Raw genomic sequence first — 26,221 nt, 5'->3', positions numbered from 1 at the left:
AAGCCAGCCGATGCGAAGATTGCGTCGCTTCTTGGCTGTCACCGGCGCGGCCGGACTGCTCAGCGGCCTGGCCATGCCGGTGGCGAGCGGGCAGCCGTCCGAGGCTGCCCCAAAGGCCCCACCGGTCCGTACGGAACGCACGGTCACCCTGATCACCGGCGATACGGTCACCGTCACCACCGGCGACGACGGCCGGTACGCCGTCGATGTGAAGCGAGGCGCGGGCCGCGAATCGGTCGACTTCGTGGCGAACCAGAACGGCAAGGAGATCAGCGTCGTCCCCGACGACGCGCTCAGGCTGCTGTCCGCGGGCCGGCTCGACGCGAACCTGTTCAACATCACGCGCCTCGTCAGGGACGGCTACGACGACACGAAGACCGGCTCGTTACCGGTCATCGCCACCTATCGCGGCAAGGGCGCCCATCCGACACCCGACGGCGCACGGAAGACGCTGACCCTGTCCAGCGTCGGCGGCGCCGCGTTCAGCGCACGCAAGGCCGACGCAGCCGCCTTCTGGGCCGACATCAGGCAGGACAAGGGCCTGAAGAAGCTCTGGCTCGACCAGAAGGTCAAGGCCGCCCTCGATGTCAGCGTCCCGCAGATCGGCGCCCCGGAGATGTGGAAGGCCGGGTACGACGGCAAGGGCGTCAAGGTCGCCGTGCTGGACACGGGCGTGGACACGGCGCACCCGGACGTCAAGGACTCGGTCGCCGACTCCAAGAGCTTCGTCCCGGACGAGACGGTCCAGGACGGCTTCGGGCACGGCACCCACGTGGCCGCCACGGTCGCGGGCAGCGGCGCCGCCTCCGACGGCCGGCGCAAAGGCGTGGCACCGGGCGCGAAACTGCTGGTCGGGAAGGTGCTGAACAACGCGGGCGAGGGCTACTCCTCGTGGATCATCGAGGGCATGGAGTGGGCCGCGACCTCCGGCGCCAAGGTGATCTCCATGTCGCTCGGCGGCACGGCGAGCGGCCCCTCGGACCCGCTGAGCGAGGCGGTGGACCAGCTGTCGGCGTCGTCCGGAGCGCTGTTCGTGATCGCCGCGGGCAACACCGGCCCGTTCGAGCAGACCGTCGGCACGCCCGGCATCGCGGACTCGGCCCTGACCGTCGGCGCCGTCGACAAGCAGGACAAGCTGGCGTCGTTCTCCAGCCGCGGCCCGCGCATCGGGGACTACGGGGTCAAGCCGGAGATCACCGCGCCGGGTGTCGCCATCACGGCGGCCCGCGCGGCCGGCACGAGCATGGGCACTCCGGTCGACGACCTGTACACCACGGCCAACGGCACCTCGATGGCCACGCCGCACGTCGCGGGCGCGGCGGCGATCGTCGCCCAGGCGCACCCCGACTGGACCGGCCAGCAGATCAAGGCGTCCCTCGCCAGCACCGCGAAGACCAACACCGCCAATGGCCCCTTCCAACAGGGCGACGGCCGGGTCGACGTGCCCCGCGCCGTCACCCAGAACGTCTTCGCGACCCCGGCGCTCAGCTACGGCCTGTACGGGTACAGCGACGACGCGCCCGACACCAAGACGATCGCGTACACCAACGCCACCGAGAAGCCGGTGACCTTGAGGCTGGCGTCCTCGGTGGACGGCGGGTCGCTCTCGCTGGGCTCCGACAGCGTGACGGTGCCGGCGAACGGCGCCGCGAAGGTCCCGGTGACCGTCGACCCGGCGAAGGCCGACGTCGGCCGCCACACCGGGTACATCACGGCGACCAGTGAGGACGGCACGGTCAAGGCCACCACGGCCGTCGGCTACGAGCGGGAGGCGGATCTGTACGACCTGAAGGTCGAACTGCTGGACCGCGAGGGCAAGCCGGCGCGGTCGGCCCTCTTCACCTTCCAGAACCTCGCCGACTACACGTACAACCAGTTCGGCGCCATGGGAGGCTCCGAGACCTTCCGGGTGGAGAAGGGCACCTACTCCCTCGCCACCTGGATCCCCATCCTCGACAGCGGGCGGCACGAGGTCGGGACGAGCATTGTCGGCGACCCGCAGATCGAGGTCACCGGCGACACCTCGCTCACTCTCGACGCGCGCAAGGCCGTCGAGATCAAGCCACAGACCAAGGAGAAGGACGCCGAGCTCCAGGGCGTGACGACCTCCTGGCACCGGGAGCGCGAGGGAGGCAGCTCCTTCGGGCTCACCTACGTCATGGGCAAGTGGAAGAAGCACATCTACGCCGCCCCGACCAAGCAGGTCACCGACGGCTCCTTCGAGTTCTACAGCAGATGGCGGCTGGAGAAGCGGAAGCTGACGGCGAGCGTCACCAGCCCGGAGCGGGTGACGCTGAACCCACAGTACGTGGACACGTACACCGGCTGGCCCGTCAAGATCACCGGTAACCGCAAGGTGCGGCTGGTGGACGCCAAGGGCGGCACGGCCGAGGACTTCGAGGGCCTGGACGTGAAGGGCAAGGCCGTGCTGGTGGGCCTGGCACCGGACGGCTGGCCCGACGAAGCCGTCAGCAACGCCACCAAGGCGGGCGCCGCCTACGTCCTCGTGTACCGCAGGACCACGGCCGGCCTGTGGCTCACCGCGGTCGACAGCGCCACGATCCCGGCCATCTCCATACCCGGCGAGGAGGGCGACAAGCTGCTGTCCCTGCTCACCGCGCAGGGTCGGAGCGCGGTGACGCTCGACCTCGGCGGCACGGCGGTCAGCCCGTACGTGTACGACGTGCTGCTGCCCGAGCCCGGCGCCATCGGCAAGGACCTGACCTACCGCCTCGACAGCCGCAACACCACCAAGGTCACCGCCCGCTACCGCGGCTCGGCCAAGGGGCAGATCGGCGCCGAGGCCACGCACACCTTCCGCCCGTACCAGCTCTTCTCGGTGGAGTCGAAGTACGACGTGCCGCTGGGCACCGGGCGCACCGAGTACTACAGCGCCGACCCCGACACCCGCGTCTGGCGCACCGCCATGCAGGACTACGACGGCGCCGGCCGGCAGTGGGCGCCCCTGGCCACGTACCGGCCCGGGACGCAGCAGACGGTGGACTGGCTGTCGCCCGTGTTCCGCCCGACGACCGCCGCCGAGTTCGGCGTCTCACAGCGCGAGGGCGATGAACTCACCCTCGCCATCCCCGAGTACGCCGACTCCGGCAGCGGTCACTACGGCTCGGCGGGCGCGGCCAAGGACAACGTGGACAAGGTCAAGACGAGCCTGTACGCGGACGGAAAGCTGGTCGGCGAGGCCCCGTACGGCTCCGGCACCTTCCAGGTGCCCGCCGACAAGGCCGCGTACAAGCTGACGATCGACGCCGAGCGCACGGCGGCCTGGGCGGCGTACTCGACGAAGACCAGCACCGAATGGGACTTCACCTCCGCCCGGACGGCCGAGGCGAAGGCCCTCCCCCTCCTGTCCGTGGACTACGACCTGGCCCTCGACCTGTTCGGCCGCACCAGGGCCGGGCGTCAGTTCAGCTTCCAGCTGGCACCCCGCCACCAGGAGAGCGCGGAGGAATCGAAGGTCAAGACGGTCAAGGCGTGGGTGTCCTACGACGACGGCAAGACCTGGAAGGAGGCCAGGCTGACCGGCTCCCGCGCGGGCTACAAGGCCACCGTGAAACACCCCGCTCTCGGCGCTTCCAACGGCTTCGTCGCCCTGCGCGTCCAGGCCACCGATGCCGACGGCAATCGAATCGATCAAACGGTCACCCGCGCATATGGCCTGAAGTAGGCCGAGATCCGCCCCTCGGCGGTAACAAACTCCGTCTAGCGTGCCGTTGAATCGTTGCATCGACACGCCGGAGCCGCCGCAAGTGGACCACAGAGCAGCCGAGGAGACCCCCGCCACGAGCCCGAGCCCCTGGGCCGCGGCAGGGGTCTCCGACTTCGACGAGACGGTGTACCACGCGATCCTCCATCAGCCGGACGCCGACGTCACCACCTGGTCGGAGCTGGTCCGGGCCTCCCCGGCCCGCGTCCGCCGCGCCTGCGCCCGGCTGCTCCGCCTCGGCCTGCTCCAGGCCCCCGACTCCACCGGCGGCCTGCGGCCGGTGGACCCCCGCATCGCCATCCGGGCCCTCATCCGTAAGCGCGAAACCGAGTCCGAGCTGCTCGCCGCCACCGCCGACGACATGGCCAAGATCTACGCGGCGGGGCTGCTGCGCTCCGAACCGGCCGGCCTCGTCGAGGTGGTGCGCGGGGAGAGCGCCAACGCCGCCCGGCTGGAGGAGCTGTACGCCCAGGCCGAACACGAGGTCTGCCTCATCGACTCCCCGCCCTACCTCGCCCCGCTCACCCCCCAGTTGGACCTCCAGAGCGAAGTGCTGCGCCGCGGTGTCGCGTACCGCGCGCTCTACTCTGTGGTATCCCTGGAGTCCCCGGATCTGCTGGCCTACGCCGAGGGCATGGTCGCGCTCGGCGAACAGGCGCGGGTGCTGCCCACCGTCCCCATGAAGCTGATGGTGATCGACGGCCGGACCGCGATGCTGCCGCTCACCAGCGTCGACGCCGGGCCGGTCTACAGCTCGGTGATCGTACGACACTCCGGGCTCACCGACGCGCTGCGGACGCTCTTCGAGACGCTGTGGCAACACGCCACACCGCTGGACGGCCCGCCGGCCGAGGAGGACGAGGAGCTCGGCGACGCCGACCGCACGCTGGTCGGCCTGCTGGCCGTCGGCATGAAGGACGAGGCGATCGCCCGCCACCTGGGCATCAGCCTGCGAACCCTGCGCCGCCGGATCAGCGACCTCCAACAGCGCTTGGGCGCGGGCGGCCGCTTCCAAGCCGGCGTCCGCGCCGCCCACCGGGGCTGGGCGTAGCCACGGACCGCCGCTCGGGGAGGAACGCGGCGAACACGAAGCGGCCAGGACGCTGGAGTCGGCGGGCTCTGCTCAACGGGAGCAGTGATCACGGGCGCCCGGGTGGAACCGGTGGAAGTGGTGGCCGGCCCGCCTCAGCGCCACTGAGGGACCGGCGCCGTGGCCCCGGGCGCCGCGGCTTCGATGCGGCCGCGGATCTCGCGCATGACGGTGAGGATCCGCCGCTCGTGCTCCTCGGTCAGCCGGGCCGTCGGCACCGAGCAGCTGATCGCGTCGATGGCGGGCGAGTCGTACCGCAGGGCGAACCCGAAACCCGCGATGCCCACCACGCCCTCCTCCCGGTCGATCGCGTAGCCCCGCTCCCGCACCCGCGCCAGGTCCGCGGTGAGCGACGCGCGGTCGGGGTGGGTGTGGGGCGTCAGCCGCTCCCAGGGGCCGTCGGGGAGCGGCAGCTCGCGGTCGTCCCGCTCGGCGAGGAGGGCCTTGCCGAGCGCCCCGGCGTAGGCGGGGAGCCTGCGGCCGACGCGGCTGAAGGAGCGCAGATACTCGTGCGACTCGCGGGTGGCGAGGTACACGACGTCGCCGCCGTCGAGCCGGGCGAAGTGGATGGTCTCGCCGAGCGCGTCGGACGCCTCGTCGAGGTAGGGCCGGGCGCCGCGGACGCGCGGGTCGCTGTCGAGGTAGTTGGTGCCGGTGAGCAGGGCGCGGATGCCGATGCCGTAGAGCGAGCCGGTGGCGTCGGTGCGCACCCAGCCGCGGTCGATCAGGGTCTGGAGAAGCGCGTACATGCTGCTGCGCGGCACCCCGAGCTCGTCGGCGAGCTCGCGCAGCCGGGCCGGGCGGTCACCGCGCGCGGCGAGCAGTTCCAGCAGCTCGACGGTGCGGGCCGCGGACTTCACTTCGCGTACGCCCCCGGTATCGGCCATGGGTCGAATCGTAGACGGATCGTGCACGGCGCACCGCGGCGGCCGCCTGTCCCGGGTCCGGTCAGCGGCGGCGGCCGGAACGGGCGGCGGCGGACGGCTCGCGCGCCGAAAACGGTCGAAGCCTGACGGCGGATTGTCGCTTATCGCATTACGGCTGCGCCCACCGCGATGAGGCGGGACACTCTCAGTTCGAAGAACGGGACCGTACCGAGTCACGGGACCAGCGGAGGATGTTTCATGCACTCACCGCAGGACGCGAGCGAGGCGGTCGGCCTGATGTGGGACCTGGTCACCGCCCTGGAGAACGGGGAGCGGGACTATGTGGACTGCGGGGCCGAGCTCGTCCAGCTCGCCTTTGTGCAACAGCCGTACATGATGCGGGAGGCACTGGCCGAGTTCGAACGCCAGGTGGCACTCGACCCGGCCCCGGCAGGGGCCGTGCCGGAGATCGTCGAGACCGTCCGGGATGTCATCGGGAGCCCGGACGAAACTTATTGACGGGCTTTCGGCGCGAACTTTCGATGGGAATTTTCGAACCTGACCGCCTCTCTTGACGTTGAACCGATTCAACGCTTCCATCGTGGGCGCGCCCGCGATGGGAGCGCTCCCGAGGAGGTTCCCGGGCCGGTACCCGCACCCGCCCACAGAGAGGACGGCCCATGTCGCCGACCGCACCCCCCACCAGGAGCACCAGAGCCCCTGGCCGCGCGGCCGCCCGCACGGCACGCGCGATGCTTCTGCTTGTCATGACCACATCCTTACTCGTCTGGGGGCTGAGCCTGGGCGGCTCCCGCGCGCACGCCGCCGCCACCGCCACGGCCACCAGCGCCACCGCCACGGCCACCAGCGCCACCGCCCTGGGCAACGGCTCGGTGACCGACTCGAACATCTCCTACGTCGGCCGCTGGGACGTGAGCTCGGGCACCGCGGCCGTGCCCAACTGGACGGGCGGCTACCTCCAGACGGCCTTCACCGGAACGACCGTGAAGGTCAAGGCCCGCGACGCGGTGAACTTCTACGCCAGCGTCGACGGCGGCGCCGACGTCTTCTACGCGGGCGTCCGGGGCACCGTCAGCCTCACCCCGCAGCCCCTCCCCCAGGGCAACCACACCCTCCGGATCTCCTACCGCTCGGGCGACACCGTCTTCCAGGGCCTCGTGCTGGACTCGGGCGCGGGCACGACAACCCCGCAAGTTCCTTCGAAACTGATCGAGTTCGTCGGGGACTCGATCACCGCCGGCGCCCTGACCGACCGGCTCGCGCTCGACTCGTACGGCTGGAAGACCGGCGAGCAGCTGGGCATGCGGCACACCCAGATCGCCCGCTCGGGCTACTGCCTGGTGGGCAAGGACGGCTGCACGGGCCTGGCCACCCAGTTCTTCAAGATCGGCTCCACTGGCGATCAGAACTGGGACTTCTCCCGCTACCAGGCGAGCGCGGTCGTCATCAACCTGGGCACCAATGACATCGGACATGGCGTCACGGGCGCCGAGTTCCAGACCGCGTACACCAACCTCCTCCGCGATATCCGCGCCAAGTACCCGAACGCGGCCCTCTTCGCGCTCCAGACCCTCAAGAAGCGCTATGTGACCGAGACCAAGGCCGCCGTCAGCGCCCGCACCGGCGCCGGGGACGCCAGGGTCTACTACGTCGACACCACGGGCTGGCTCACCGACGGCACCGACTACGAGGACGGCAACGGGCACCCCAACGAGTCCGGCCACACCAAGTTCGCGAACCGTCTCGCCCCGGTGATCTCCGCGAAGCTCGCAGCCGCCAGTCCGGGCGCCGCGACCGAGACAGGCAGGGCCACCAAGGCTGCGGCCGCCGCCCCCGGCGACCCGGGCGACCCCAACATCAAGTTCTACGGCCGCTGGGACACCAGGAGCTCCGCCACCGCCTACACCCCCTACTGGGCGGGCGCGTACTTCCGCACCGGCTTCACCGGGCGCACCGTCAAGCTCAAGCAGCGCAACGCGATCGACTTGTGGGCCAGCATCGACGGCGGCCCCGCGACGTTCTTCGACGAGGCCAAGGGCACGGTGAACCTCACCCCGACCCCGCTGTCCGCCGGAAACCACACCCTTCAGGTCAACTACCAGGTGGTCGCGGGCTCCTACCACGGTGACGCGGTCTTCCAGGGGCTGACCCTGGACAGCGGGGCCACCACCTTCACCCCGTCCACCCCGAAGAAACTGATCGAATTCGTCGGCGACTCGATCACCGTCGGCACCACCACCTCCCAGAACGCCCGTACCGCGTACGGCTGGCTGATCGGCGAGCGCCTCGGCGCCGACCACACCCAGATCGCCCAGGGCGGCGCCGCCCTCGTGGACACGGCGGACGACCGGATGAGCCTGGAGCAGCAGTTCACCAAGTTGAACCCGAACGCCGCCACGCCCGACTGGGACTTCTCCCGCTACCAGGCGAACGCGGTGGTCATCAACCTCGGCACCAACGACGTGGGCCGCGGGGTGACGTCCGCGCAGTTCCAGGCGGCGTACTCCAGCCTGCTGCGCAAGGTCCGCGCCGCCTATCCGAACGCCTGGATCTTCGCCCTGGAGACCTTCCGCGGCCGCTTCGTCCCGGAGACCCAGGCGGCCGTCACCGCGGCCGTGACCGGCGGCGACGCCAAGGTCTCCTTCGTGGACACGACCGGCTGGCTCGCCTCCGACGAGCTCTCCGACTCCGTCCACCCCAACGACAAGGGCCACCGCACCATCACCGACCGCCTGGCGCCGATCATCTCCGCCAAGCTCGGCTAGCGCGGCGCACACCGCACGACGCCGCACCACACCGCACCACACCCGTCGAGGGCCCCCGGTCGTCCGGCCGGGGGCCCTCGTGCGCGATATCCCCGGGCCCGGCGGACCGCAAATCGGCGCGCCGGGACCTCCACTTATTCGGCTCGTTCCCGTCGCATTGACCCGGGCCCCCGGGGGCCCACCCGCGCGAAATGGCACCGCATTTCCGCAGGGTAATGGCTTACTCAAGAAGCGATCAAGAGAAAATGATCTAGAATTCCGGCCATCGGCGAGTTGACCGGAACAACTCCTTGACCTGCCATGAAGCTGGGAAAGAAACTCAAGAAGCACTCATGCATCAGGAGCCGCAAGCGACGTGCTGGGCCCTGCGATACAGATTTCGCGGGTGTGCGACGGGGGAAGTGTTGAAGAAAGTGTGCGCATAGCAGCCACGTAATCCGCGCGCACTCTTCACTTCCTCTCCTCATCTCTTGATGCACTCAGAGAATGGAGGGGGAATGCCGACGCACGCGGGCTATCCCGGCGTATACATCGAAGAGCTTGCCAGCAGCGTCCGCACCATCGCCTCGGTCACCACCTCGGTGACCGCGTTCGTGGGCCACACCCGCCGGGGTCCGTTGAACACGCCGGTGCGGATCACCAGCTTCGCCGACTTCGAGCGCCGCTTCGGCGGGCTCACCTCGCAGAGCGCGGTCGGCTACGCCGTGCACCAGTTCTTCGGCAACGGCGGCACGGTCGCGGTCATCGTGCGCGTGGCCAAGGCCGGCACCGGCAAGGCCGCCTGCGTCACGCTCGAGTCCACCGAGGGGCACAGCGAGTGCCCGGTGCTCGAGGTGCACGCCAAGGAGCCCGGCCTGTGGGGCTCGGGCCTGCGGCTGGCCGTCGACCATGACACCCCCTGCCCGGACGAGACCTTCAACCTCCAGGTTCTCGACGCGCGCGGCACCGCCCGCGAGTCCTTCACCGGACTGTCCATGGACCCCGGCCACGGCCGCTACGCCGAGACCGCGATCAACTCGTCGTCCGCGCTGATCCGGGTCAAGGTCGTGGGCGAGGGCCGGCCGGACCCCTCCGGCACCGTCTCCAAGCCGTTCTCCCATGAGCTCCCCGACCTGAACGTCGAGCTGACGGTCAAGATCGGCGAGGTCGAGCGCGCGTTCACGCTCTACGACCCCGACTGCGACGGCGAGGCGCCGTGCAACGTCACCGAGCTCGCCCTGCTCCTGGAGCGCAAGCTGCGCGCGCTGCCGGACGCCCCGGGCAAGCACGCCTTCGCGGGCGCCGAGGTCACCGCCTTCGGCCGCCGCCTCCAGGTCGTCGCCGGGTCCATCGACCCCGACGACGTGGTGCGCTTCCTCGGCGAGTGCGCCAACGACCTGGGCCTCGAAGCCTCCGTCAACCCGCCCGTCTTCCCGCTGACCGGCGGCGAGGACGGCGACCCGCCCGGCCCCCGGGACATCATCGGCAGCGAGGCGGGCAAGACCGGCCTCCAGGCGCTGCGCGACGTGGACGACGTCAACCTGCTGTCGCTGCCGGAGCTCGCCTCGTACGAGTCCACCGACGACATGGTCACCGTCCTGTCCGCGGCCGAGCGGCTGTGCCGGGAGCGGCGGATCTTCCTGCTCGTCGACTCGCCCTCGGCCTGGGGCAGCGTGGACGCCGCGCGCGCCGGGATCGGCGCCTTCGAGGCCGTCCGCGGCAACCACTCGGGCCTGTACTTCCCGCATCTCCAGCTCACCGACCCGCTCACCGGCCGGCTGCGCTCCTTCCCGCCGTCCGGCGCGCTCGCCGGCGTCATCGCCCGTACGGACAGCGAGCGCGGCGTGTGGAAGGCGCCGGCCGGGACCGAGGCGCGGCTGGCCGGGGTGCACTCGCTGACCGTCAAGCTGACCGACCGCGAGAACGGGCTGCTCAACCCGCTTGGCATCAACTGCCTGCGCACCTTCCCCGTGGTGGGCCCGGTGGTGTGGGGCGCGCGCACGCTGGAGGGCGCGGACGCGCTCGACAGCGAGTGGAAATACGTGCCGGTGCGGCGGCTGGCGCTGTATGTCGAGGAAAGTCTGCGCCGCGGGTTGCAGTGGGTGGTGTTCGAGCCCAACACCGAGCAGCTGTGGCAGCAGATCCGGCTGAACGCGTCCGCGTATCTGCACACGCTCTTCGAGAAGGGCGCGTTCAAGGGCGGCACGCCGCGCCAGGCGTACTTCGTCAAGTGCGACAAGGACACGACGACCGAGGACGACATCGCGAACGGCATCGTCAATGTCGTGGTCGGTATAGCTCCGGTCAAGCCAGCGGAGTTCGTGATCGTCAAGATCCAGCAGATGGCCGGACAGTTCGAGATTTAGGAATGTGATGGCTGAGTTTCAGGTCAACGCCCATCGCTTCGACCCGTACAAGAACTTCAAGTTCCTGGTCCTGTGGGACGGTCGTACGGTCGCGGGCATCAGCAAGATCAGTCCGCTCAAGCGCACCACCGAAGTCGTGAAGCACCGCCACGGCGGCGATCCGAGTTCGCCCCGGAAGTCCCCGGGCCGCTCCGAGTTCGAGGGCATCACCCTGGAGCGCGGCGTCACCCACGACCCCGAGTTCGACCGCTGGGCCAACAAGGTCTGGCAGATCGGCGCGGGGCTCGGCTCGGAGGTCTCACTGGCCGACTTCCGCAAGGACATCGTCATACAGGTCCTCAACGAGGCGGGCCAGGTCGCCGTCTCGCACAAGCTCTACCGGACCTGGCCGAGCGAGTACCAGGTGCTGGGCGAGCTGGACGCCAACGCCAACGCGGTCGCGATCCAGAGCCTCAAGCTGGAGTGCGAGGGCTGGGAGCGGGACTACGAGGTGCCGGAGCCGCAAGAGCCCTCGTTCACCCATCCGGCGTAGGCGACGGAGGCGACGGAGGCGCGTAACGGAACAGGACGGCCTGACGGATGGCGAACACGGGGCCCGCGGAGCTGCTGGCCACCTGGGAGGCGGGGCTGGCGCACCAAGGCCCCGGCCGCGCCCTGCTGCTGCACCGGGCGGCCCGTCCGGAGGCCGGCACCGACGAACTGCTGTCGATGCCGGTCGGCGAGCGGGAGGCGGACCTGTACGCCCTGCGCCGCGCGCTCTTCGGCGCGCGGATGCAGGTGCGGGTCGAGTGCGGCGCGTGCGGCGAGGACATGGAGTTCGAGCTGGACGCAGGCGACTTGGGGGCGCGGCCACGGCGGGGCGACGGCCCGCTGCGGGTCGAGGAGGGCGAATGGACGGTCGAGTTCCGGCTGCCCACCGTCGCCGACATCGAGGCGGTCACGGCGGGCTCGGGTCCGGCGGGTCTCGACGCGGCGGCCTCCAGCGCGGAGGCGGGTGACGCGGGTGACGACTCGCCCGCCGCGCTCGCCCGCCGGCTGCTCCTCGCCCGCTGCACCGTCTCGGCCACCCGCGCGGGCCGCCCCGTCCCCGCCGGCCAACTGCGCGGCCTGCGGCTCCCCGAGGCCGTGCAGCGGCGGCTCGCCGAGGCCGCCGAGCAGGCCGACCCCGCCGCCGAGGTGACCTTGAAGATCGCCTGTCCGGAGTGCGGCGAGGCCACCTCGGCCGAACTGGACATCGCCTCCTACCTGTGGACCGAACTGGACTCCTGGGCGCGGGACCTGCTGCTCGACGTCCATCTGCTCGCCACCGCCTACGGCTGGAGCGAGCCGGAGATCCTGGCGCTCAGCCCGCTGCGGCGCCGTTACTACCTGGAGCTGTGCGCAGATGTCTGACTACTTCGACCGGCTGCTCGCGCGGCACTCCCCCGCGCCGCGGACGGGTGCCGACGGCCGCACGGCGCACGTACGGCCGCGGCTGCCCGGCCCGTACGAGCGGATCGAGAGCCTGCGGGCCGAGCCACCTGCCCTCGACGAGCCCGCGCCCCTGTTCGCCGCCCCGACCCAACCGGCGCCGTGGCACGGCGAGTCGGTGCGGTACGAGCGCGAGGTGGAGACCGTACGGGACACCGTCGTACGCGCCGAGGCCGCGCCCCGCACCGAGCCGGCCCCGGCCACCGCCGTCCGACCCGCGGCGCCGCTGCTGCGCCCCGCCGCCCAGGTCACCCCCGGGCCCCGGCCGGACGCCCTCGACACCCCGCGCCCCGGGCGGCGGGACACGACGCCCGGCGAGCCCGGCCCGGCGCGGCGGACCACGGCGCCCGCGCCCGCGTCGCCGGAGGCGATCCTCGCTCCGGCGGCCGCCGCCGCGCCGCCGAGCCTCCGGGCCGGCGACGCCGCGCTCGGCCGTGAGGCGGCCCGCGCCCCGGTGACCCGGCGCCGGTCCAAGCCCGCCGAGCGCGTCGTACACGTACAGATCGGGCGGCTCGAGGTGAGCGCGGCCGGAACGGCGGCCTCCGGCGGCGGCCGACCGCCCGGCGCCCGCCCCGAGCACGCGGGACGGCGCGCCCCCGCGCTGAGCCTCCAGGACTACCTGACGCGCGGCGAGACGAGGAGCTGAGGCCATGAGCAACGCACTTGCCTTCGCCACGGTCACCCAGGCCCTGGCCATCCTCATCGCGAACAACCTGCGGCCCGAGATCGACATGGCGGTCTCGGTCGAGACCCGCAAGCCCCCGGCCGAGCCGCCCACCGAGCCGACCATCAACGTGTTCCTGTATCAGGTCACCCCGAACGCGTCCATGCGCCACAACGACCTGCCCACGCGCGCCTCGGACGGCACGCTCCTCAAGCGCCCGGCCGCGGCGATGGACCTCAACTTCCTGATCAGCGCGTACGGGGACGAGACGGAGCTGGTCGGGCAGCGCCTGATCGGGTGCGTGGTGCGCACACTGCACGAGATCCCCGTCCTGCCGAAGGACGTGATCGAGGAGGCCGCCGAGCGGCCGTATCTGGCGGGCAGCGACCTCGCGGAGTCACTACAGAAGGTGCGGTTCACGCCCATCCAGATGGACGTCGACGAAACCTCGAAGCTCTGGGGCATGCTCTACCAGACGCCGTACACCCTCTCGGTCTGCTACCAGGGGTCGCTGGTCCTGGTGGAGGGCGTGGAGCGGCCGGTCCCGGCCAAGCCGGTGGAGCGGTACACGGTACGGGCGGCGCCCTTCGGCGCCCCGGGCGCGCCGGAGCCGCCGCGGCTGCCGGGCTCTGACGGAACCGCGGAAGCCACGGAAGCCACGGATGTGACGTCGCCGGAGGCGGTCGAGCCTGCCCAGGACGCTCCGAGGCCCGCGAAGAAACGCGCCGCGTCCAAGTCGGCGGCGAGGAAGCCCACGAAGACGGCGGCGAAAGCGGCCGACAAGACCGCCGAGCCAACCGCCGAGAAGGCCATACCCACCGGCCCCACAGCCTCCCCCACTCGCACCCGCAAGGCACCGGGCACCAGGGGTACGCCCAAGGGCCAGGAGAGCTGAGGCGCGGTGCGGAAGACGGGGGCGGGTGAACGCATGAGCACCCACGAGGGAAGCGGACCGGCCACGGCGGACGGGACGGCGCTGGCCGCCGCCATCCAGGCGGTCCTGGCCCGCGTCGACGCCCACGCCCGCCGCGCCCGCGCGAAGGCCGGGACAGACGCCGAACCGCCCGAAGCCGAAAGACCAACCGCGGACGGCGCACGAGCCGGGGACACCACACCGGCCCCCGCGCCCCGCGGCGAGCTGCCCGTCACACCACCCCCCACCCGCGACCCCGGCACCCTCGACGCCCTCGTCACCTGCTTCGGGCTCAGCGACTTCGAGCGCGAGGTCGTCCTGCTGACCGCCGCCGCCGAGCTGGACCCGACCACCGCCGCCCGCTGCGCGGCCGCCAGCGGCGACCCGGCCCGTACGTACCCCACCTTCTCGCTCGCGCTCGCCGCGCTCGCCGAGCCGCACTGGAGCGCGCTCACCCCCGTGGCCCCGCTGCGCCGCTGGCGGCTCGTCGAGCTGGAGGACGAGACCCGGCTGACCACCACCCGGCTGCGCCTCGACGAGCGGATCCTGCACTTCCTGGCCGGCTCGCCGTACCTGGACGCCCGCCTGCACGGCCTGCTGCGCCGCGCCCCCGTCCCGCAGGCACTCCCCGCCTCGTACGACCTGGCGGCGAGCCGGGTGGCGGCGGGCTGGACCGAGTCCCGTCCGGAGGCCCCGCTGCGGGTCGAGCTCGTCGGCGGCGACGTGCCGTCCCGTACGGACATCGCGGCCGCCGCCGCCCGCCGCTCCGGGCTCGGCCTGTACGCCATGGCCGCGGAGGATCTGCCCACCGACCCGGCCGAGCGCGACCGTCTCGCCCGCCTGTGGCAGCGCGAGGCGATCCTGCTGCCGGCGGCCCTGCTCCTTGAGGTCGGCGAGCTGGACCGCGAACAGGCGGCGGCCGCCGACGCGTTCATCGCGGGCGCCGCCGTACCCCTCGTGGTGTCCATCCCGGACCCGCGCCACACCGACCGGCCGCGCGGCGAGCGGGTCACCGTGCCCCGGCTCGACGACGAGGAGCAACTCGGCCTGTGGTCCGACGCCTTCGCCGACGTCCCCGAGGTCGAGGAGGCCCACCTCCGCTCCCTGGTGGCGCAGTTCCAGCTGCCGCCGCACGTCATACGCTCCGCCGCCGCCACCGTACGCCGCGACTTCCCCGACGAGGACGAGCTGGACGCCACCGAGCTGGCCTGGCGGGCCGGGCTCACCGAGGCGCGGATCGGCCTCGACGAGCTGGGGCGCCGCATCGAGCCGGAGGCGGGCTGGGACGACCTGGTGCTGGCCGAGCGGCAGCGCCGCATCCTGCGCGAGATCGTCGCGCACGTACGCCGGCGGGGCACCGTGTACCAGGAGTGGGGCTTCGCCGGGACGCTGCGCCGGGGTCTGGGCGTCACCGCCCTCTTCGCGGGCGGCTCCGGCACGGGCAAGACGCTGGCCGCCGAGGTGATGGCCAAGGAACTGGGCCTCGATCTCTTCATCATCGATCTCTCGCAGGTGGTCAGCAAATACATCGGAGAGACCGAGAAGAACCTGCGCAAGGTCTTCGACGCCGCAGAACGCGGCGGCGCGCTGCTGCTCTTCGACGAGGCGGACGCGTTGTTCGGCAAGCGCAGCGAGGTGAAGGACAGCCACGACCGGTACGCCAACCTGGAGGTCAGCTATCTGCTGATGCGGATGGAGGCCTACCGGGGCCTGGCCGTCCTCACCACCAACATGAAGAAGGCCCTCGACCCGGCCTTCATGCGCCGCATCCGCTTCGTCGTCGACTTCCCCTTCCCCGGCGAGAGCGAACGCGCCGAGATCTGGCGCAAGGTGCTCCCGGCCCAGGCCCCGATGAAGGACATCGACGCCGAGCGGCTGGCCCAGCTGACCGTGTCGGGCGGCTCGATCCGCAACATCGCCCTGTCCGGCGCCTTCCTCGCGGCCGAGGAGGGCGACCGGCTCCAGATGCGCCACATGCTGGCGGCGGCGCGCACCGAATACCTGAAGCTGGAACGCTCGCTCACGCCCTCGGAGGTCCACGGATGGGTCTGAACGAGGGGTACGGGCAGCAGCCGCAAACCGTGCGCGTGGAGATCGGCGAGCTGGCGCTGTCCGGCTTCGACGCGCGGGTCGACCCGGACCGGGTCTCCGCGGCGTTCCAGGCCGAGCTGTCCCGGCTCGTACGGGAGCGCGGCGTACCGCTGGCGACGGACGGCGAACACCGCGCTCTGGACGTCCTGTCGGACCTTCCCCCGCTGCCCGCCACCACCTCCCCCACCCGCCTGGGCGAGGCGCTGGCCCGCGCCGTGCACGCGGGCCTGTCCGGAAGGGGGCGAGAGCGGCCATGAGCACCTCCCAGGCCTCGGCCCAGGACGACCGCTCGGCCCAGTCCGCGAAGCGCCGCAAGCGCAAGGAGCGCACGGCCAACTCCCGTACGCCCGAGCCCAAGGACATCGTCAGCGGCGCAGGCCAGCCACTGGACCCGAGCGTCCGACGGGAGCTGGAGGAACAGCTCGGCCACGACTTCAGCCGCGTCCGCCTGCACACCGACCGCGACGCGGGGCAGCTGACGGAGCTGCTGGGCGCGGACGCGGTGGCGGTCGGCCAGGACATCTTCTTCCGCGAGAACACCTTCCGGCCCGGTACGGCGGAGGGACAGCGCCTCCTCGCCCACGAGCTCCTGCACACCGTCCAGAACCCCCACGGCCTCGGCGCGCTGCGCGCGGGCCGCGACGTGGGCGCGGTGTCCGTGCGGCAGGACGCGATCGAACGCGAGGCGGAGGGGAACGCGGCCGCTCCGGACCGGGCCGCCCAGGTCGAGGAGGGCCGGGCCACGCCGGGCTGGCTGCGGTACACCACCGTGGACGCCGACCGGCACCGGACGGAACAGATCGACCCGGCGACCCTCGTGGACCGGCTGGCCAACTCGGTCGTGCGCTCGCTGCGCGGCGACCCGGAGGACCGCTCGAAGCGCACCCGTATGCAACTGGCCCGGCTGTCGGACGAGTTGCAGGACGCCGTCCTCGACCGCCTTGAGACCAGGCTGCTCAGCTCCGAGCAGGAGCGGGTGCTCGACCTGGTGGACGAGATCGAGGCCGACGGGGATCCGGAGCGGGAGTCGCTGGACGCCCCGGTCGTCGAACCGGATCCGGTCGAGGAGCTGCTGTTCGAGCGCGATACGGAGCGGCGGACGGCGGAGGAGGAACGCGAGGAGGAGCGGCGGCCCACTCCGGCACCGGGCCCGGAGACGGACCAGCCTGCCGAGGAGGGCGCCCCCGGCAGCACGCCGCGGAACGGCGGTGCCGCGGAGAAGGAGGGTCGCGGCGGAAGCCAGGAGCGGAAGCCGGGCGCGGGCGCGGGGCGCGAGGGCGGAAGCTCCGCGTCCGGCGAGCCATCCGGCGGCCAGGCCCCAGCCGCACGGGCCGCGGCACCCCAGTCCCAGCAACAGTCGGCCTCGTCCTCGTCCTCCGGCGGGAAGTCCGGGGGCGGGCAACAGGGCGGCGGCGAGAAGAAGTCCGAGGGCGGCGAGAAGGGCAAGGAAGGGCAGGATCAGCAGGGCGTCCCGACCCCGAGCAAGGAGGAGTCGGCGGCCAAGAACCGTCCAGGCGCGGTCGATTCGCTCGTGGCGGGCCAGCAGCTGAAGCAGGAGGACAAGCGCGGGGCCGAGAGGCCTACGGGTTCGCCGACGACGTCTGGCGAGGACACTCAGCAGCCCGGCCCGTTCTCCACGCTCGACGGCAAGCGCAATCAGGACGTCGAAGGCCCGGAGGAGAAGGCCGACGAGGACCCGTTCGCCTCCGGCAGCGAGTCGGAGGTGGATGTCGGGGGCGGGGAGCAGAGCGCCTGGGACGTCAAGCTCCAGCCGGAGGACTTCCTGCCGGCCCAGGACCTCGATGTGTCCGGCGTACCGACCGCGGACCGGCTGGACCCGTCCTCGTCCGCAACCCCGCCGGTCCCGTCCTTCCCCGCTCCCCCGGTGACCAAGGCCGACAAGGTGCAGGCCGAGCGGGACGCGGAGGACGCCGAGGACGAGGCGGCGGAGGCAGAGCCCGAGGAGGACGGCACCGAAGCCGTTGCCGACACGGAGCCGGCGGCCGAGGAGGACGAGGACGGTCCTGGGGGCGGGACGCTCGGCGGCCTCGCCCTGGAGCAGGCTGCCGAAACACGGCCGGGAGCGGGCGCGGCATCGCGGGATCCGAAGAGCGGCGCCGATCCGAAGGCCGGGCCCGTCGACGCCCAGGTGACGGTGCAGCAGTCGGCGGGGAAGTCCGAGGGGGGCGGCGAGGCCAAGGAACAGGCCGCGAAGGAGGAGAAGGGCACCCCCGCGGCGGGCGACAAGTCCGGCGGCGCGCCGGAGAAGGCGTCCCAGCAAGCGGCGGGCGGTCAGGCGGCGGCCCAGGAGCCCGCGGCCAAGGAGGAGCAGAAGAAGACGGACGCGGCTCCGGCGGGCAAGAGCGAGCCGACGGCCGACGCACAATCCCCTTCACCCGCACGGGACACCCAGGTCTCCGGCGGGTCCAACGCGGATACGCCGGGTGGGGCGAGCAGCGGGGCACAGAGCGAGCAGAGTCCCCCTGCGGAGCGTACGGAAGCCCCGGCCGAGGCTCCGGCAGCGGCTCCGGCGGCGAAGTCGGCACCGTCCGCCCCGGAACCCAAGCAGGCCGCCGAGCCCGAAACCCCCGCCCCGGCAGCGGCCACGAAGGGCACGAAGCCCAAGTCGGCTCCCGCCGCCAAGGCACCGGGCGGTGGCGGCGGAGGGGGTGGAGGAAGTGGGGGCGGCGGTGGCAAGGCCTCCGCCCCGGCGAAGGGCAAGAAGAAGAACGCAGGCCCGGCCCCGAACCTCTCCCAGGTGTCCCCGGAAGCCGGTCTGTCCACCGCCTCCAAGCTCAAGCCCCACGCGGCGCTTGAGGCCATGAGCGGCGTGGGCGGCTCAGTGGACCGGACCGTCGGCGACGAACACAAGGCGCTCGCCGCCGCGCCGCCCTCGATGCAGCGCCCGGCGGGCGCTCCGCAGACCCTCCAGGGCAAGCCCAAGGCCGACGCGCCGGCCCAGTACTCGCAGGATCCGGCCCAGAAGTCCGAGGCCCCCGAGCAGGAAGAGGCCGAGGTCACGGGCGCCAAGGAGCCCGAGGGCCAGATCGAGGCGGAGAAGGCCGAGGAGCCGGGCGGCTGGGACACCTTCAAGATGGCCCTGGGCTTCGGCATCGGCAAGGTCCTGAGCTGGGTCGGCTTCAAGGTGGACGCGCAGGAACTGGCGGCCAAGTTCGCCGGGCTGCCGACCAAGGACGAAGCACTCAAGCAGGCCCAGGCGGGCAACGCGCCGGGCGTACAGATGCAGGGCGCCGCCGACCAGACGGCCGGCGAGCAGGGCTCCGCCGTCGACACCAAGGGCCAGGAGACCGTCAACACGGGCCGCGACGACGCCGCCCGCCCCATGGGCGAGGACCAGGTCTACCCCGACGCTCCCAAGGAGGAGATGGCGGCCAAGGTCCCCGGCCGGCAGGGCGGCGGAGGCGGCGGGCCCGGGGGCGGCGCGTCGACGGGAGCCGTACCGCCCGAGGCCGCCTCGGAGGTGGCGGAGCACGAGCGCGGGCCGCAGTTCCAGGCCGCGTTCTCGGACGGCCGGAAGAGCATGTCCGAGGGGCGGCAGGCCAAGGACCGCGACTTCCGGGGCGGTCAGCAGAAGCACAAGCAGCAGGTCGACGCCGAGATCGACACCAACACGAAGAGCCAGGCGAGCGAGCGCGAGAAGGCGATGACGGAGGTCACCGCCAAGCGTGAGGACTGGCGCTCGGAGCAGGACAAGGAGCTCCAGTCCCTCGGCGACAAGAAGACCGAGCGGCACGAAAAGATCCGCAACGACGTCAAGGACAAGGAAGAGCAGACCGACAAGGACGTCGGCAAGGAGAAGGACGACAGCGACAAAAAGATCCAGGACAAGAGCGACCAGGCCGAACGGGATGCCGAGAAGAAACGCGACGCCAGCGTCAACGACTCGGGCAACTGGGTCAGCAAGGCCTTCAACTGGATCAAAGACAAGGTCATCGAGATCAAGAACGCGATCGTCCGCGTCATCAGGGAGGCGCGCGACGCGGTCGTCAACTTCATCAAGAACTTCAAGGAGACGGTCGAGCGCTGGATCAACGATGCTCGCAAGGCCATCGTCGATGCGATCAAGAACTTCATCAACGACCTGATCGAGTTCGCCAAGGCGATGGTGCGGGCCATCGTCGATCTGGCCAAGCGCATCCGGAACTTCATCACGGGGCTGATCAACGCCGCGATCGCCCTCGTCAACAAGCTCGCCAACATGCTCAAGCAGATCATCACCGATCTGCTGAACGCCCTCGGCAAGCTGCTGAGCAGCATCCTCGACATCCTCAAGAAGGCCCTTCAGGCCGCGGTCGACGCAGTCGTCAGCGCGGTCAAGGCGGTTCTGGACTTCGCCTCCCAGCTGCTGAACGCGCTCGGCGCGTGGATGCTCATCGCCGTCGACTTCCTCATGGACCCGGGCGGCTGGCTGAGCGGCGCGAAGAACTCGGCGGTGGACGGCGCGAAGAACCACCTCTTCCGCGAGGTCTCCTCGGCCGTCAAGCAGTGGTTCCAGGAGAAGATCCAGGAGATCATCGGCGTCCCCAAGGCGATCCTGGACAAGCTGATCAACGGCGGCTACAGCCTCGACCAGATCGTCAAGGAGGCGTGGGCCGCCGTCGTTCCCCAACTCCCCTTGATCATCGGCGAGCTGGTCATCACGAAGGTTGTCGCCAAGCTGATCCCGGGTGCGGGGTGGGCGATGGCGGTCATCGACGCCATCCGCACGGCCTGGGGTGCGCTGAGCGCGATCCTGCGGGCGCTGGGGATGGTTCTGGACTGGCTGAAGGCCGTCCGCATGGGCGGGGCGGGGGTGCTCTTCGCGAAGGCGGTCGCGGCGGGTGTGGTCGCGCTGCTGGAGACCTTGTACCAGTGGCTGCTGAGCGGCATCGGCAAGTACGTGTCGAAGGTGGGCAAGCGGCTCAAGGGGGTCGCGGCGAGGCTCGGCAAGGGCAAGGGCGACAAGGGCGGGGCCAGCGGCAAGGGAGCGGGCGCGGAGGGCTCGGACCAGCGGGGCGACAAGCCCGGCGGCCAGAAGACGCAGCAGCCGGACCCGAACAAACACAACACCCCCGCGCCCGCCCGCCCGACGACCACCACCACGACCAAACCAAGGCCCGCCACAAAACCGGACCCCGCGAAGCCCGCGGCGCAGCCATCAGGCAAGCCGACGAAGGCCGACGCCAAGACCCCGGCCCCCACGACCAAGGACAAGAACGGCAAGCCCAAGCCCACCGAAGACCGCCCGAACACCCGCCCAACCCCGGCCGCGAAGCCCAAGCCAAATCCGGAGCCTCCCGCGAGGCCCAAGTCCGAGCCGGAGCCGAAGCCCAAGCCGAAGGAGGACACCACCCCGGGCAACAAGCCCAAGGACGACCGGGGCGACACCCGGGGCAAACCGCAGGAAGACGGCAAGGACCCGAACAAGCCCAAGACGGACGGCAAGGATACGCCGGATAAGCCGAAGCCGAACAAGGAGCCGGACGACAAGAAGCCGAAGCCAGACAAGGACACACCAGACAAACCCAAGCCCCGCCCCGACAAGGACGGACCGGACCGGACCAAGTCCAGGCCGAATAAGAAGAGCCCACACAAGCCCAAGCCCCGTCCCGAAAAGAGTGGCCCGGGAAGGCCCAAGTCCAAACCAGAAAAGGATGGGCGGAAGAAGGAAGAGAAGCAGTCCAAGGACGAGCGGCTGGGCGACGCTGTCAAGCGCATCCGCCGCATCCTGAGGAAGCGCCTTAAGCCCGGAATACCGCAGACGGCTCATCTGCAACTACTCGGCGCCCTTCGCCAGTACTACCGACTCACGAGCCTGTTCAAGGAAGGAAGTCCCAAGTTCAACATCAGGGCGACCCTTAACCCCGAAGAGGACGTGCTCAACGGGTTCTCGGAGGAAATGAATGATTACCTGAACCAACACAGCCTGCCGGACCCTGAAATCATTCCTCAGCCGCGGATGGGCCGACGCCCTGGCCAGGAAACCGAGGCAACATTTGTGAACGCAAAATGGGCCGACAGGAACGGGCAGGCACCCAGCGGGCAGTACACCGAGGGCTGGACATACGTGGACGACCATGGCCTCAACAGCCCTGGAAAGCCTCAGTGGGACCGAATGCACCTCATCCCCAGGCAGCTTGGCGGGCCCGCCAAGACATCGAACTTTGTGCCAGCACTCAACTCGATCAATGGCCCCTTCTACGATAGCTTCGAGAAGTTTGCAGCCATGACATTCGGGTCAATAAACAAAAACCCGGAGAATGTGGGCTGGTATAAGGTCGAGTTGACGCGCTGGGAAGGAGGTTCCCCGTATAAATATCCGGGGCGGATGATCGACCCGGAAAAATACGCTGCGGGAGACTATCCGCCCGGATTCCCCAAGACATTCACGGCATCATGGGGACTCTACAGCAGGAAGCCGGAAGCAAATGGAAGAAGCCGTTTGGACTGGGATAAGTTCGACCCGATCACCAGCGCCACTCTACCCATTCCCGCACCACCCATACCCGGCAGCAGGCCGGCTCCAGTCAACATAAACACCGCGAGCAAGCAGGAACTCAATACGGCCCTGCGAGAGACACCCAACTTTATAACAGCCGTCCAGGAAGTGAGGGACGCGGAATACGCCAAGGGACTCCCGAACCGCTCACAACCCTTTATCGACATTGCAGATATGCGCAATAAACTAGATACATGGAAATCATCCAAGGGCATGCCCCTATACACGCTCGACGAGGCGATGAAACGGGTCGAAGAGCGCCACAGGGCAGGACACTTTACATTCTCGTAGAACGGCAAGGAGCGGAGGAGATCAATGTCGTCGCTTACACGGAACGAGCAGTTACATCTGGACTCTATTAAAGAGATCGAAATGTGCCCTCTTTTGGAATATCAATGCAGCGGCACAGACCTGGAAAGGCCACTCTCCAGCATCCTTCCGGAAGAATACGATGAATCATGGGAGGGGGTGCGTTTCAGCGAAAACATGCTTGGCTGTTATCTTCGGTTCTATGAGCTCGGCACCGCATGGAGAACTGTCAAGGATCTACCGGATGCCAGGGGCGAGTTCAACCTCATCAATTTTCACGACGCCCTCCAGGTCAGCGATCCCGGGACAGGAAGAGGGAAAACAGACTTTCATCGTGAATTCTTGTCGCAGCTATGCCCAATCGATCGAACACCCAAATCGGGTGCAGGAATTCAGACCTACATTCGCATGCAGGCGGACGTCGAGGAACTTGAACTCTGGTACAGCGACATCGCAGACATCGAGCAGCCACCCCATCCGCCAGGGTTCATTAAGCTTGAAATCGGCTACTGCGAATATCTCGAAACGCTGCTCCTTACCAAGGGGGCGTACGGCTGGCAGTATCTATTCGCAGACATCTCGCTGAGCAGGCAAGATTTCTCGGAGAACGCAAACAACCTCAAGAACATGCTCCTGGTATTTCCAGAACTCTTTCCGGACCGCGACTACTCTTCCCTTCGCACCCGTCTCGAGGCCCGCCTGTGACCCGCTACGCAGACATACCCAGGCCCATCCGCTCCGGCATCGTCATCGTCGACCCCGAGCGCGGCACCCCCCAACGCATCATCGTGTTGCAGTTCAACCCCGACACCCTGGAACGCTCACTCTCCCCCCAATCCGCCGGAGACCAGGCAGACGGCGGCGGAGGCGGTAGCGGAGGCGGGGACAGAAACGAGGCCCTGCGTCTCAAGGGCCCCGCCCAGGAGACATGGAAGTTCACGGCCGAAATCGACGCGACCGATCAGTTCGACGTCGCGGCCCCCGACGGGATCCACCCCCAACTCGCCGTCCTCGAAATGCTCGTGCAGCCGACCACCGCCCAACTCCGCGCCGCCTCCAACCTCTCCAAGAAGGGCACCATCGAGATCAGCCCCATCGAAATGCCACTGACCCTCTTCACCTGGGGCAGCAAGCGCGTCATGCCCGTCCGCATCACCGAGCTCTCGATCAACGAATCCGCGTTCGACGTGAACCTCAACCCCATCCGCGCATCCCTCAGCATCGGGATGAAGGTGCTGACCGTCAGCGACCTCCCGGCCGGCCACCGAGGCGCCGAGCTCTACCTCGCGCATCTCGCGCAGAAGGAGCGCCTGGCCAAGGCCGCGCGCAGTGGAAGTCTCAGCTCGCTGGGGCTCAACAGCGGTGACATCTGATCGGGGAGGGCACAGCAGACATGGCCGGCATTGAGCCTTACGAGAGCGCGCTGGACGAGATTCCGGGGTCACACCCCTATCCCCGATCCAGCCGCTACCACGACGCCGAGATCGGCGTGCACATACAACCGGACGGTACTCCCGTCCGATACGCCAAGCGCAGGCTTCTCCCCCCACTCCCGGACCCCGGCGAGGACACCACTCACGAGGACACCGCTCCCCACACCGTCAGCAGCGGCGAACGCCCCGATCACCTGGGCCGGCGCTACTTCGGCGACCCCGCCCAGTGGTGGCGGATCGCGGACGCCAACCCGGTGCTCGATCCCCGGGAGCTGACCGCCGAGCCCGGTGAGGAGATCGACATCCCGGGCGGGTTCCCGGGAGGTGGTCATGGCCGATGAGCCCGTCGGGCAGGGGCCGATCCATCTCGAGATGCGCATGGGGCCCAAGCTCACCCGCCCCGTGCCGCCCGAGGTCACCGAGGCGCTGCTGTCCGCGCAGATCACCATGACCGCGGGCGAGCGCAGCGGCTTTCAGATGGCGTTCGATCTGACCAAAAAGGGCGCGATCATCGAGCGGTTGCTGCCCGAGGGGTTCTTCGACCCGCGCACGAGGGTGGTCGTCACGGCGTCCATCAAGGGAACGCCCGTCGTTCTCCTCGATGGGCTGATCGTGCGCCACGAGGTGGGCGCCAGCAATCAGCCGGGCCAGACGACCCTCACCGTCACCGGCGAGGACCTGACCCTCCTCATGGACCTCGAGGAGCGGACCGACCGCTACCCCAACCTCGCCCCCTACCAGCGCGTCACCCGCATTCTCGCCAAGTACACGGACTACGGAATCGACGCCCACGTCGTCAAGGAGCAGATCCTCCAGCCGCCCAATGAGCGATACCGCGTCGACTACCAGACCGGCACCGACCTCCAGTACGTCAACGACCTGGCCCGGGCCAACGGCTACACCTTCTATCTCGTCCCCGGGCCCACGGCCGGCCACTCCACCGCCTACTGGGGCCCGGAGAAAAGGCTCGGTGAGCGGCAGCACGCCCTCAACGTCAATATGGACGTCAACTCGACCGTCGATCAGCTGACTTTCGCCTACGACGGCACTGCCCGCGAGGAGCCCCAGGCCCGGGTGCAGGATCCAAGGACCCGTACATCCACGCTCCTCGCGCAACCCGATATCAGCCCCCTCCGCCCGCCCCTCGGCAAACGGGCCACCCCCGCCCTCAAGCGCAAGACGCTCTCCGGCACCGCCAAGAAGGACCGGCCACAGGCCGAGGCTGAAGCCCTGGCAAGGGCGGCCACCTCCGCCGACGCGATTTCCGGTTCCGGTTCGCTCGACGTCAATCGGCACGGGTATGTCCTCCAGCCGCGCGAGTTGGTGGGGGTCCGGGGCGCGGGGGTCACCTACGACGGCGACTACTACGTCAAATCGGTCACCCACAACATCCGGCCCGGCTCGTTCCAGCAGAACTTCACCATCTCGCGCGAAGGGCTGATCGCCCGGAGCGGCACCGTTCGTCCGTAAAGGATCAGGAGCGCCCATGGCGGCAACCCCCAACAACCGATTCCTCGGCAAGTTCCGGGGCCGGGTGCGGGACAACCAGGACCCGCTCGGAATAGGCCGGATCACCGTCGAGGTGCCCGATGTGCTCGGTGGTGAGGTGTCGACCTGGGCCATGCCCTGCTTCCCCTTCACGGGGGATCAGCAGCGGCCCGCCGGGCAGTACGTCGTGCCGTCCGTCGGGGCGGGGGTGTGGGTGGAGTTCGAGCAGGGGGATCCGAGCTTCCCGATCTGGACGGGGTGCTGGTTCGGGGCGAACGACCAGCTGCCGGAGGACGCGCGGAGCGATCCGGCGACGGCGCATCCCGTCGTGATCCAGACGCCGGGCAAACACAAGATCGTGATGTCCGACGTCCCGGCCGACGGAATTCTGCTCCAGGCCCCCGGCGGGGCCTACGTGAAGATCGACGCGAGCGGGGTGCACATCAACAACGGCCAGGGAGCGTCGATTTCGCTGGTCGGAAATCAGGTCGACATCAACGAGGGCCGGCTGACCGTGCCCAAAAAGCGTTAGCTCGAAGAACG

18 protein-coding genes are annotated in these 26,221 nt (G+C 69.9%); 17 read left to right on the top strand and 1 reads right to left on the bottom strand.

Annotated features, from left to right (window positions below):
• Window positions 1-10 precede the first annotated feature (10 nt).
• Both ACH4S9_RS25500 and ACH4S9_RS25495 read left to right on the top strand, forming a co-directional pair.
• Window positions 11-3,685: a S8 family serine peptidase gene (locus ACH4S9_RS25500; protein ID WP_385351348.1), complete on the top strand. Its 3,675-nt coding sequence runs from the start codon at window positions 11-13 to the stop codon at window positions 3,683-3,685.
• A gap of 82 nt (window positions 3,686-3,767) precedes the next feature.
• Complete coding sequence (locus ACH4S9_RS25495; protein WP_311728451.1) at window positions 3,768-4,775, top strand: helix-turn-helix transcriptional regulator; 1,008 nt, start codon at window positions 3,768-3,770, stop codon at window positions 4,773-4,775.
• A 134-nt stretch (window positions 4,776-4,909) separates the two neighbouring features.
• On the opposite strand, the gene ACH4S9_RS25490 is transcribed toward ACH4S9_RS25495, so the two are convergent.
• Complete coding sequence (locus tag ACH4S9_RS25490; RefSeq protein WP_398373951.1) at window positions 4,910-5,701, bottom strand: IclR family transcriptional regulator; 792 nt, start codon at window positions 5,699-5,701, stop codon at window positions 4,910-4,912.
• A gap of 237 nt (window positions 5,702-5,938) precedes the next feature.
• On the opposite strand from ACH4S9_RS25490, the gene ACH4S9_RS25485 reads away from it, so the two are divergent.
• The 15 genes from ACH4S9_RS25485 to ACH4S9_RS25415 all read left to right on the top strand — a co-directional run bounded on the left by ACH4S9_RS25485 (window position 5,939) and on the right by ACH4S9_RS25415 (window position 26,210).
• Window positions 5,939-6,199, top strand: coding sequence for a hypothetical protein (locus ACH4S9_RS25485; protein ID WP_311728449.1), 261 nt, complete (start codon window positions 5,939-5,941; stop codon window positions 6,197-6,199).
• 248 nt (window positions 6,200-6,447) lie between these two features.
• On the top strand, window positions 6,448-8,466 hold the full coding sequence (locus tag ACH4S9_RS25480) for a GDSL-type esterase/lipase family protein (RefSeq protein WP_398373950.1): 2,019 nt from the start codon (window positions 6,448-6,450) through the stop codon (window positions 8,464-8,466).
• Between the two features lie 497 nt (window positions 8,467-8,963).
• Window positions 8,964-10,811, top strand: a complete 1,848-nt coding sequence (locus ACH4S9_RS25475) for a phage tail sheath family protein (RefSeq protein WP_398373949.1) — start codon at window positions 8,964-8,966, stop codon at window positions 10,809-10,811.
• Window positions 10,812-10,818: 7 nt separating this feature from the next.
• Window positions 10,819-11,343, top strand: a complete 525-nt coding sequence (locus tag ACH4S9_RS25470) for a phage tail protein (RefSeq protein WP_311728446.1) — start codon at window positions 10,819-10,821, stop codon at window positions 11,341-11,343.
• Between the two features lie 47 nt (window positions 11,344-11,390).
• Window positions 11,391-12,203, top strand: a complete 813-nt coding sequence (locus tag ACH4S9_RS25465) for a hypothetical protein (protein ID WP_398373948.1) — start codon at window positions 11,391-11,393, stop codon at window positions 12,201-12,203.
• The gene (locus tag ACH4S9_RS25460) at window positions 12,196-12,927 is read left to right on the top strand and encodes a hypothetical protein (RefSeq protein WP_398373947.1); all 732 of its coding nucleotides are present in this window, start codon (window positions 12,196-12,198) and stop codon (window positions 12,925-12,927) included. Before ACH4S9_RS25465 ends, ACH4S9_RS25460 begins: the two co-directional genes overlap by 8 nt.
• Window positions 12,928-12,931: 4 nt before the next feature.
• Window positions 12,932-13,840 carry a Pvc16 family protein gene (locus ACH4S9_RS25455; RefSeq protein WP_398373946.1) on the top strand — a complete coding sequence of 303 codons (909 nt, stop codon included), beginning with the start codon at window positions 12,932-12,934 and terminating at the stop codon, window positions 13,838-13,840.
• A 33-nt stretch (window positions 13,841-13,873) separates the two neighbouring features.
• Complete coding sequence (locus ACH4S9_RS25450; RefSeq protein ID WP_398373945.1) at window positions 13,874-15,910, top strand: AAA family ATPase; 2,037 nt, start codon at window positions 13,874-13,876, stop codon at window positions 15,908-15,910.
• Window positions 15,901-16,206 carry a hypothetical protein gene (locus ACH4S9_RS25445; protein ID WP_398373944.1) on the top strand — a complete coding sequence of 102 codons (306 nt, stop codon included), beginning with the start codon at window positions 15,901-15,903 and terminating at the stop codon, window positions 16,204-16,206. The genes ACH4S9_RS25450 and ACH4S9_RS25445 overlap by 10 nt, the downstream gene beginning before the upstream one ends.
• Window positions 16,203-22,739, top strand: a complete 6,537-nt coding sequence (locus ACH4S9_RS25440; protein WP_398373943.1) for a DUF4157 domain-containing protein — start codon at window positions 16,203-16,205, stop codon at window positions 22,737-22,739. Before ACH4S9_RS25445 ends, ACH4S9_RS25440 begins: the two co-directional genes overlap by 4 nt.
• A gap of 24 nt (window positions 22,740-22,763) precedes the next feature.
• On the top strand, window positions 22,764-23,462 hold the full coding sequence (locus ACH4S9_RS25435; RefSeq protein ID WP_385348212.1) for a hypothetical protein: 699 nt from the start codon (window positions 22,764-22,766) through the stop codon (window positions 23,460-23,462).
• Window positions 23,459-24,130: a hypothetical protein gene (locus ACH4S9_RS25430; RefSeq protein ID WP_398373942.1), complete on the top strand. Its 672-nt coding sequence runs from the start codon at window positions 23,459-23,461 to the stop codon at window positions 24,128-24,130. The genes ACH4S9_RS25435 and ACH4S9_RS25430 overlap by 4 nt, the downstream gene beginning before the upstream one ends.
• Before the next feature lie 20 nt (window positions 24,131-24,150).
• Complete coding sequence (locus ACH4S9_RS25425; RefSeq protein WP_398373941.1) at window positions 24,151-24,531, top strand: hypothetical protein; 381 nt, start codon at window positions 24,151-24,153, stop codon at window positions 24,529-24,531.
• Window positions 24,521-25,660, top strand: coding sequence for a hypothetical protein (locus ACH4S9_RS25420; protein ID WP_358844664.1), 1,140 nt, complete (start codon window positions 24,521-24,523; stop codon window positions 25,658-25,660). Before ACH4S9_RS25425 ends, ACH4S9_RS25420 begins: the two co-directional genes overlap by 11 nt.
• 16 nt (window positions 25,661-25,676) lie before the next feature.
• Window positions 25,677-26,210 carry a phage baseplate assembly protein V gene (locus ACH4S9_RS25415; protein WP_311728434.1) on the top strand — a complete coding sequence of 178 codons (534 nt, stop codon included), beginning with the start codon at window positions 25,677-25,679 and terminating at the stop codon, window positions 26,208-26,210.
• The last annotated feature ends 11 nt before the right edge of the window (window positions 26,211-26,221 follow it).

It is taken from the genome of Streptomyces sp. NPDC021225 (genome assembly GCF_044332865.1).
Lineage (GTDB): Bacteria > Actinomycetota > Actinomycetes > Streptomycetales > Streptomycetaceae > Streptomyces.
This window is presented reverse-complemented; position numbering and strand designations above follow the sequence as displayed.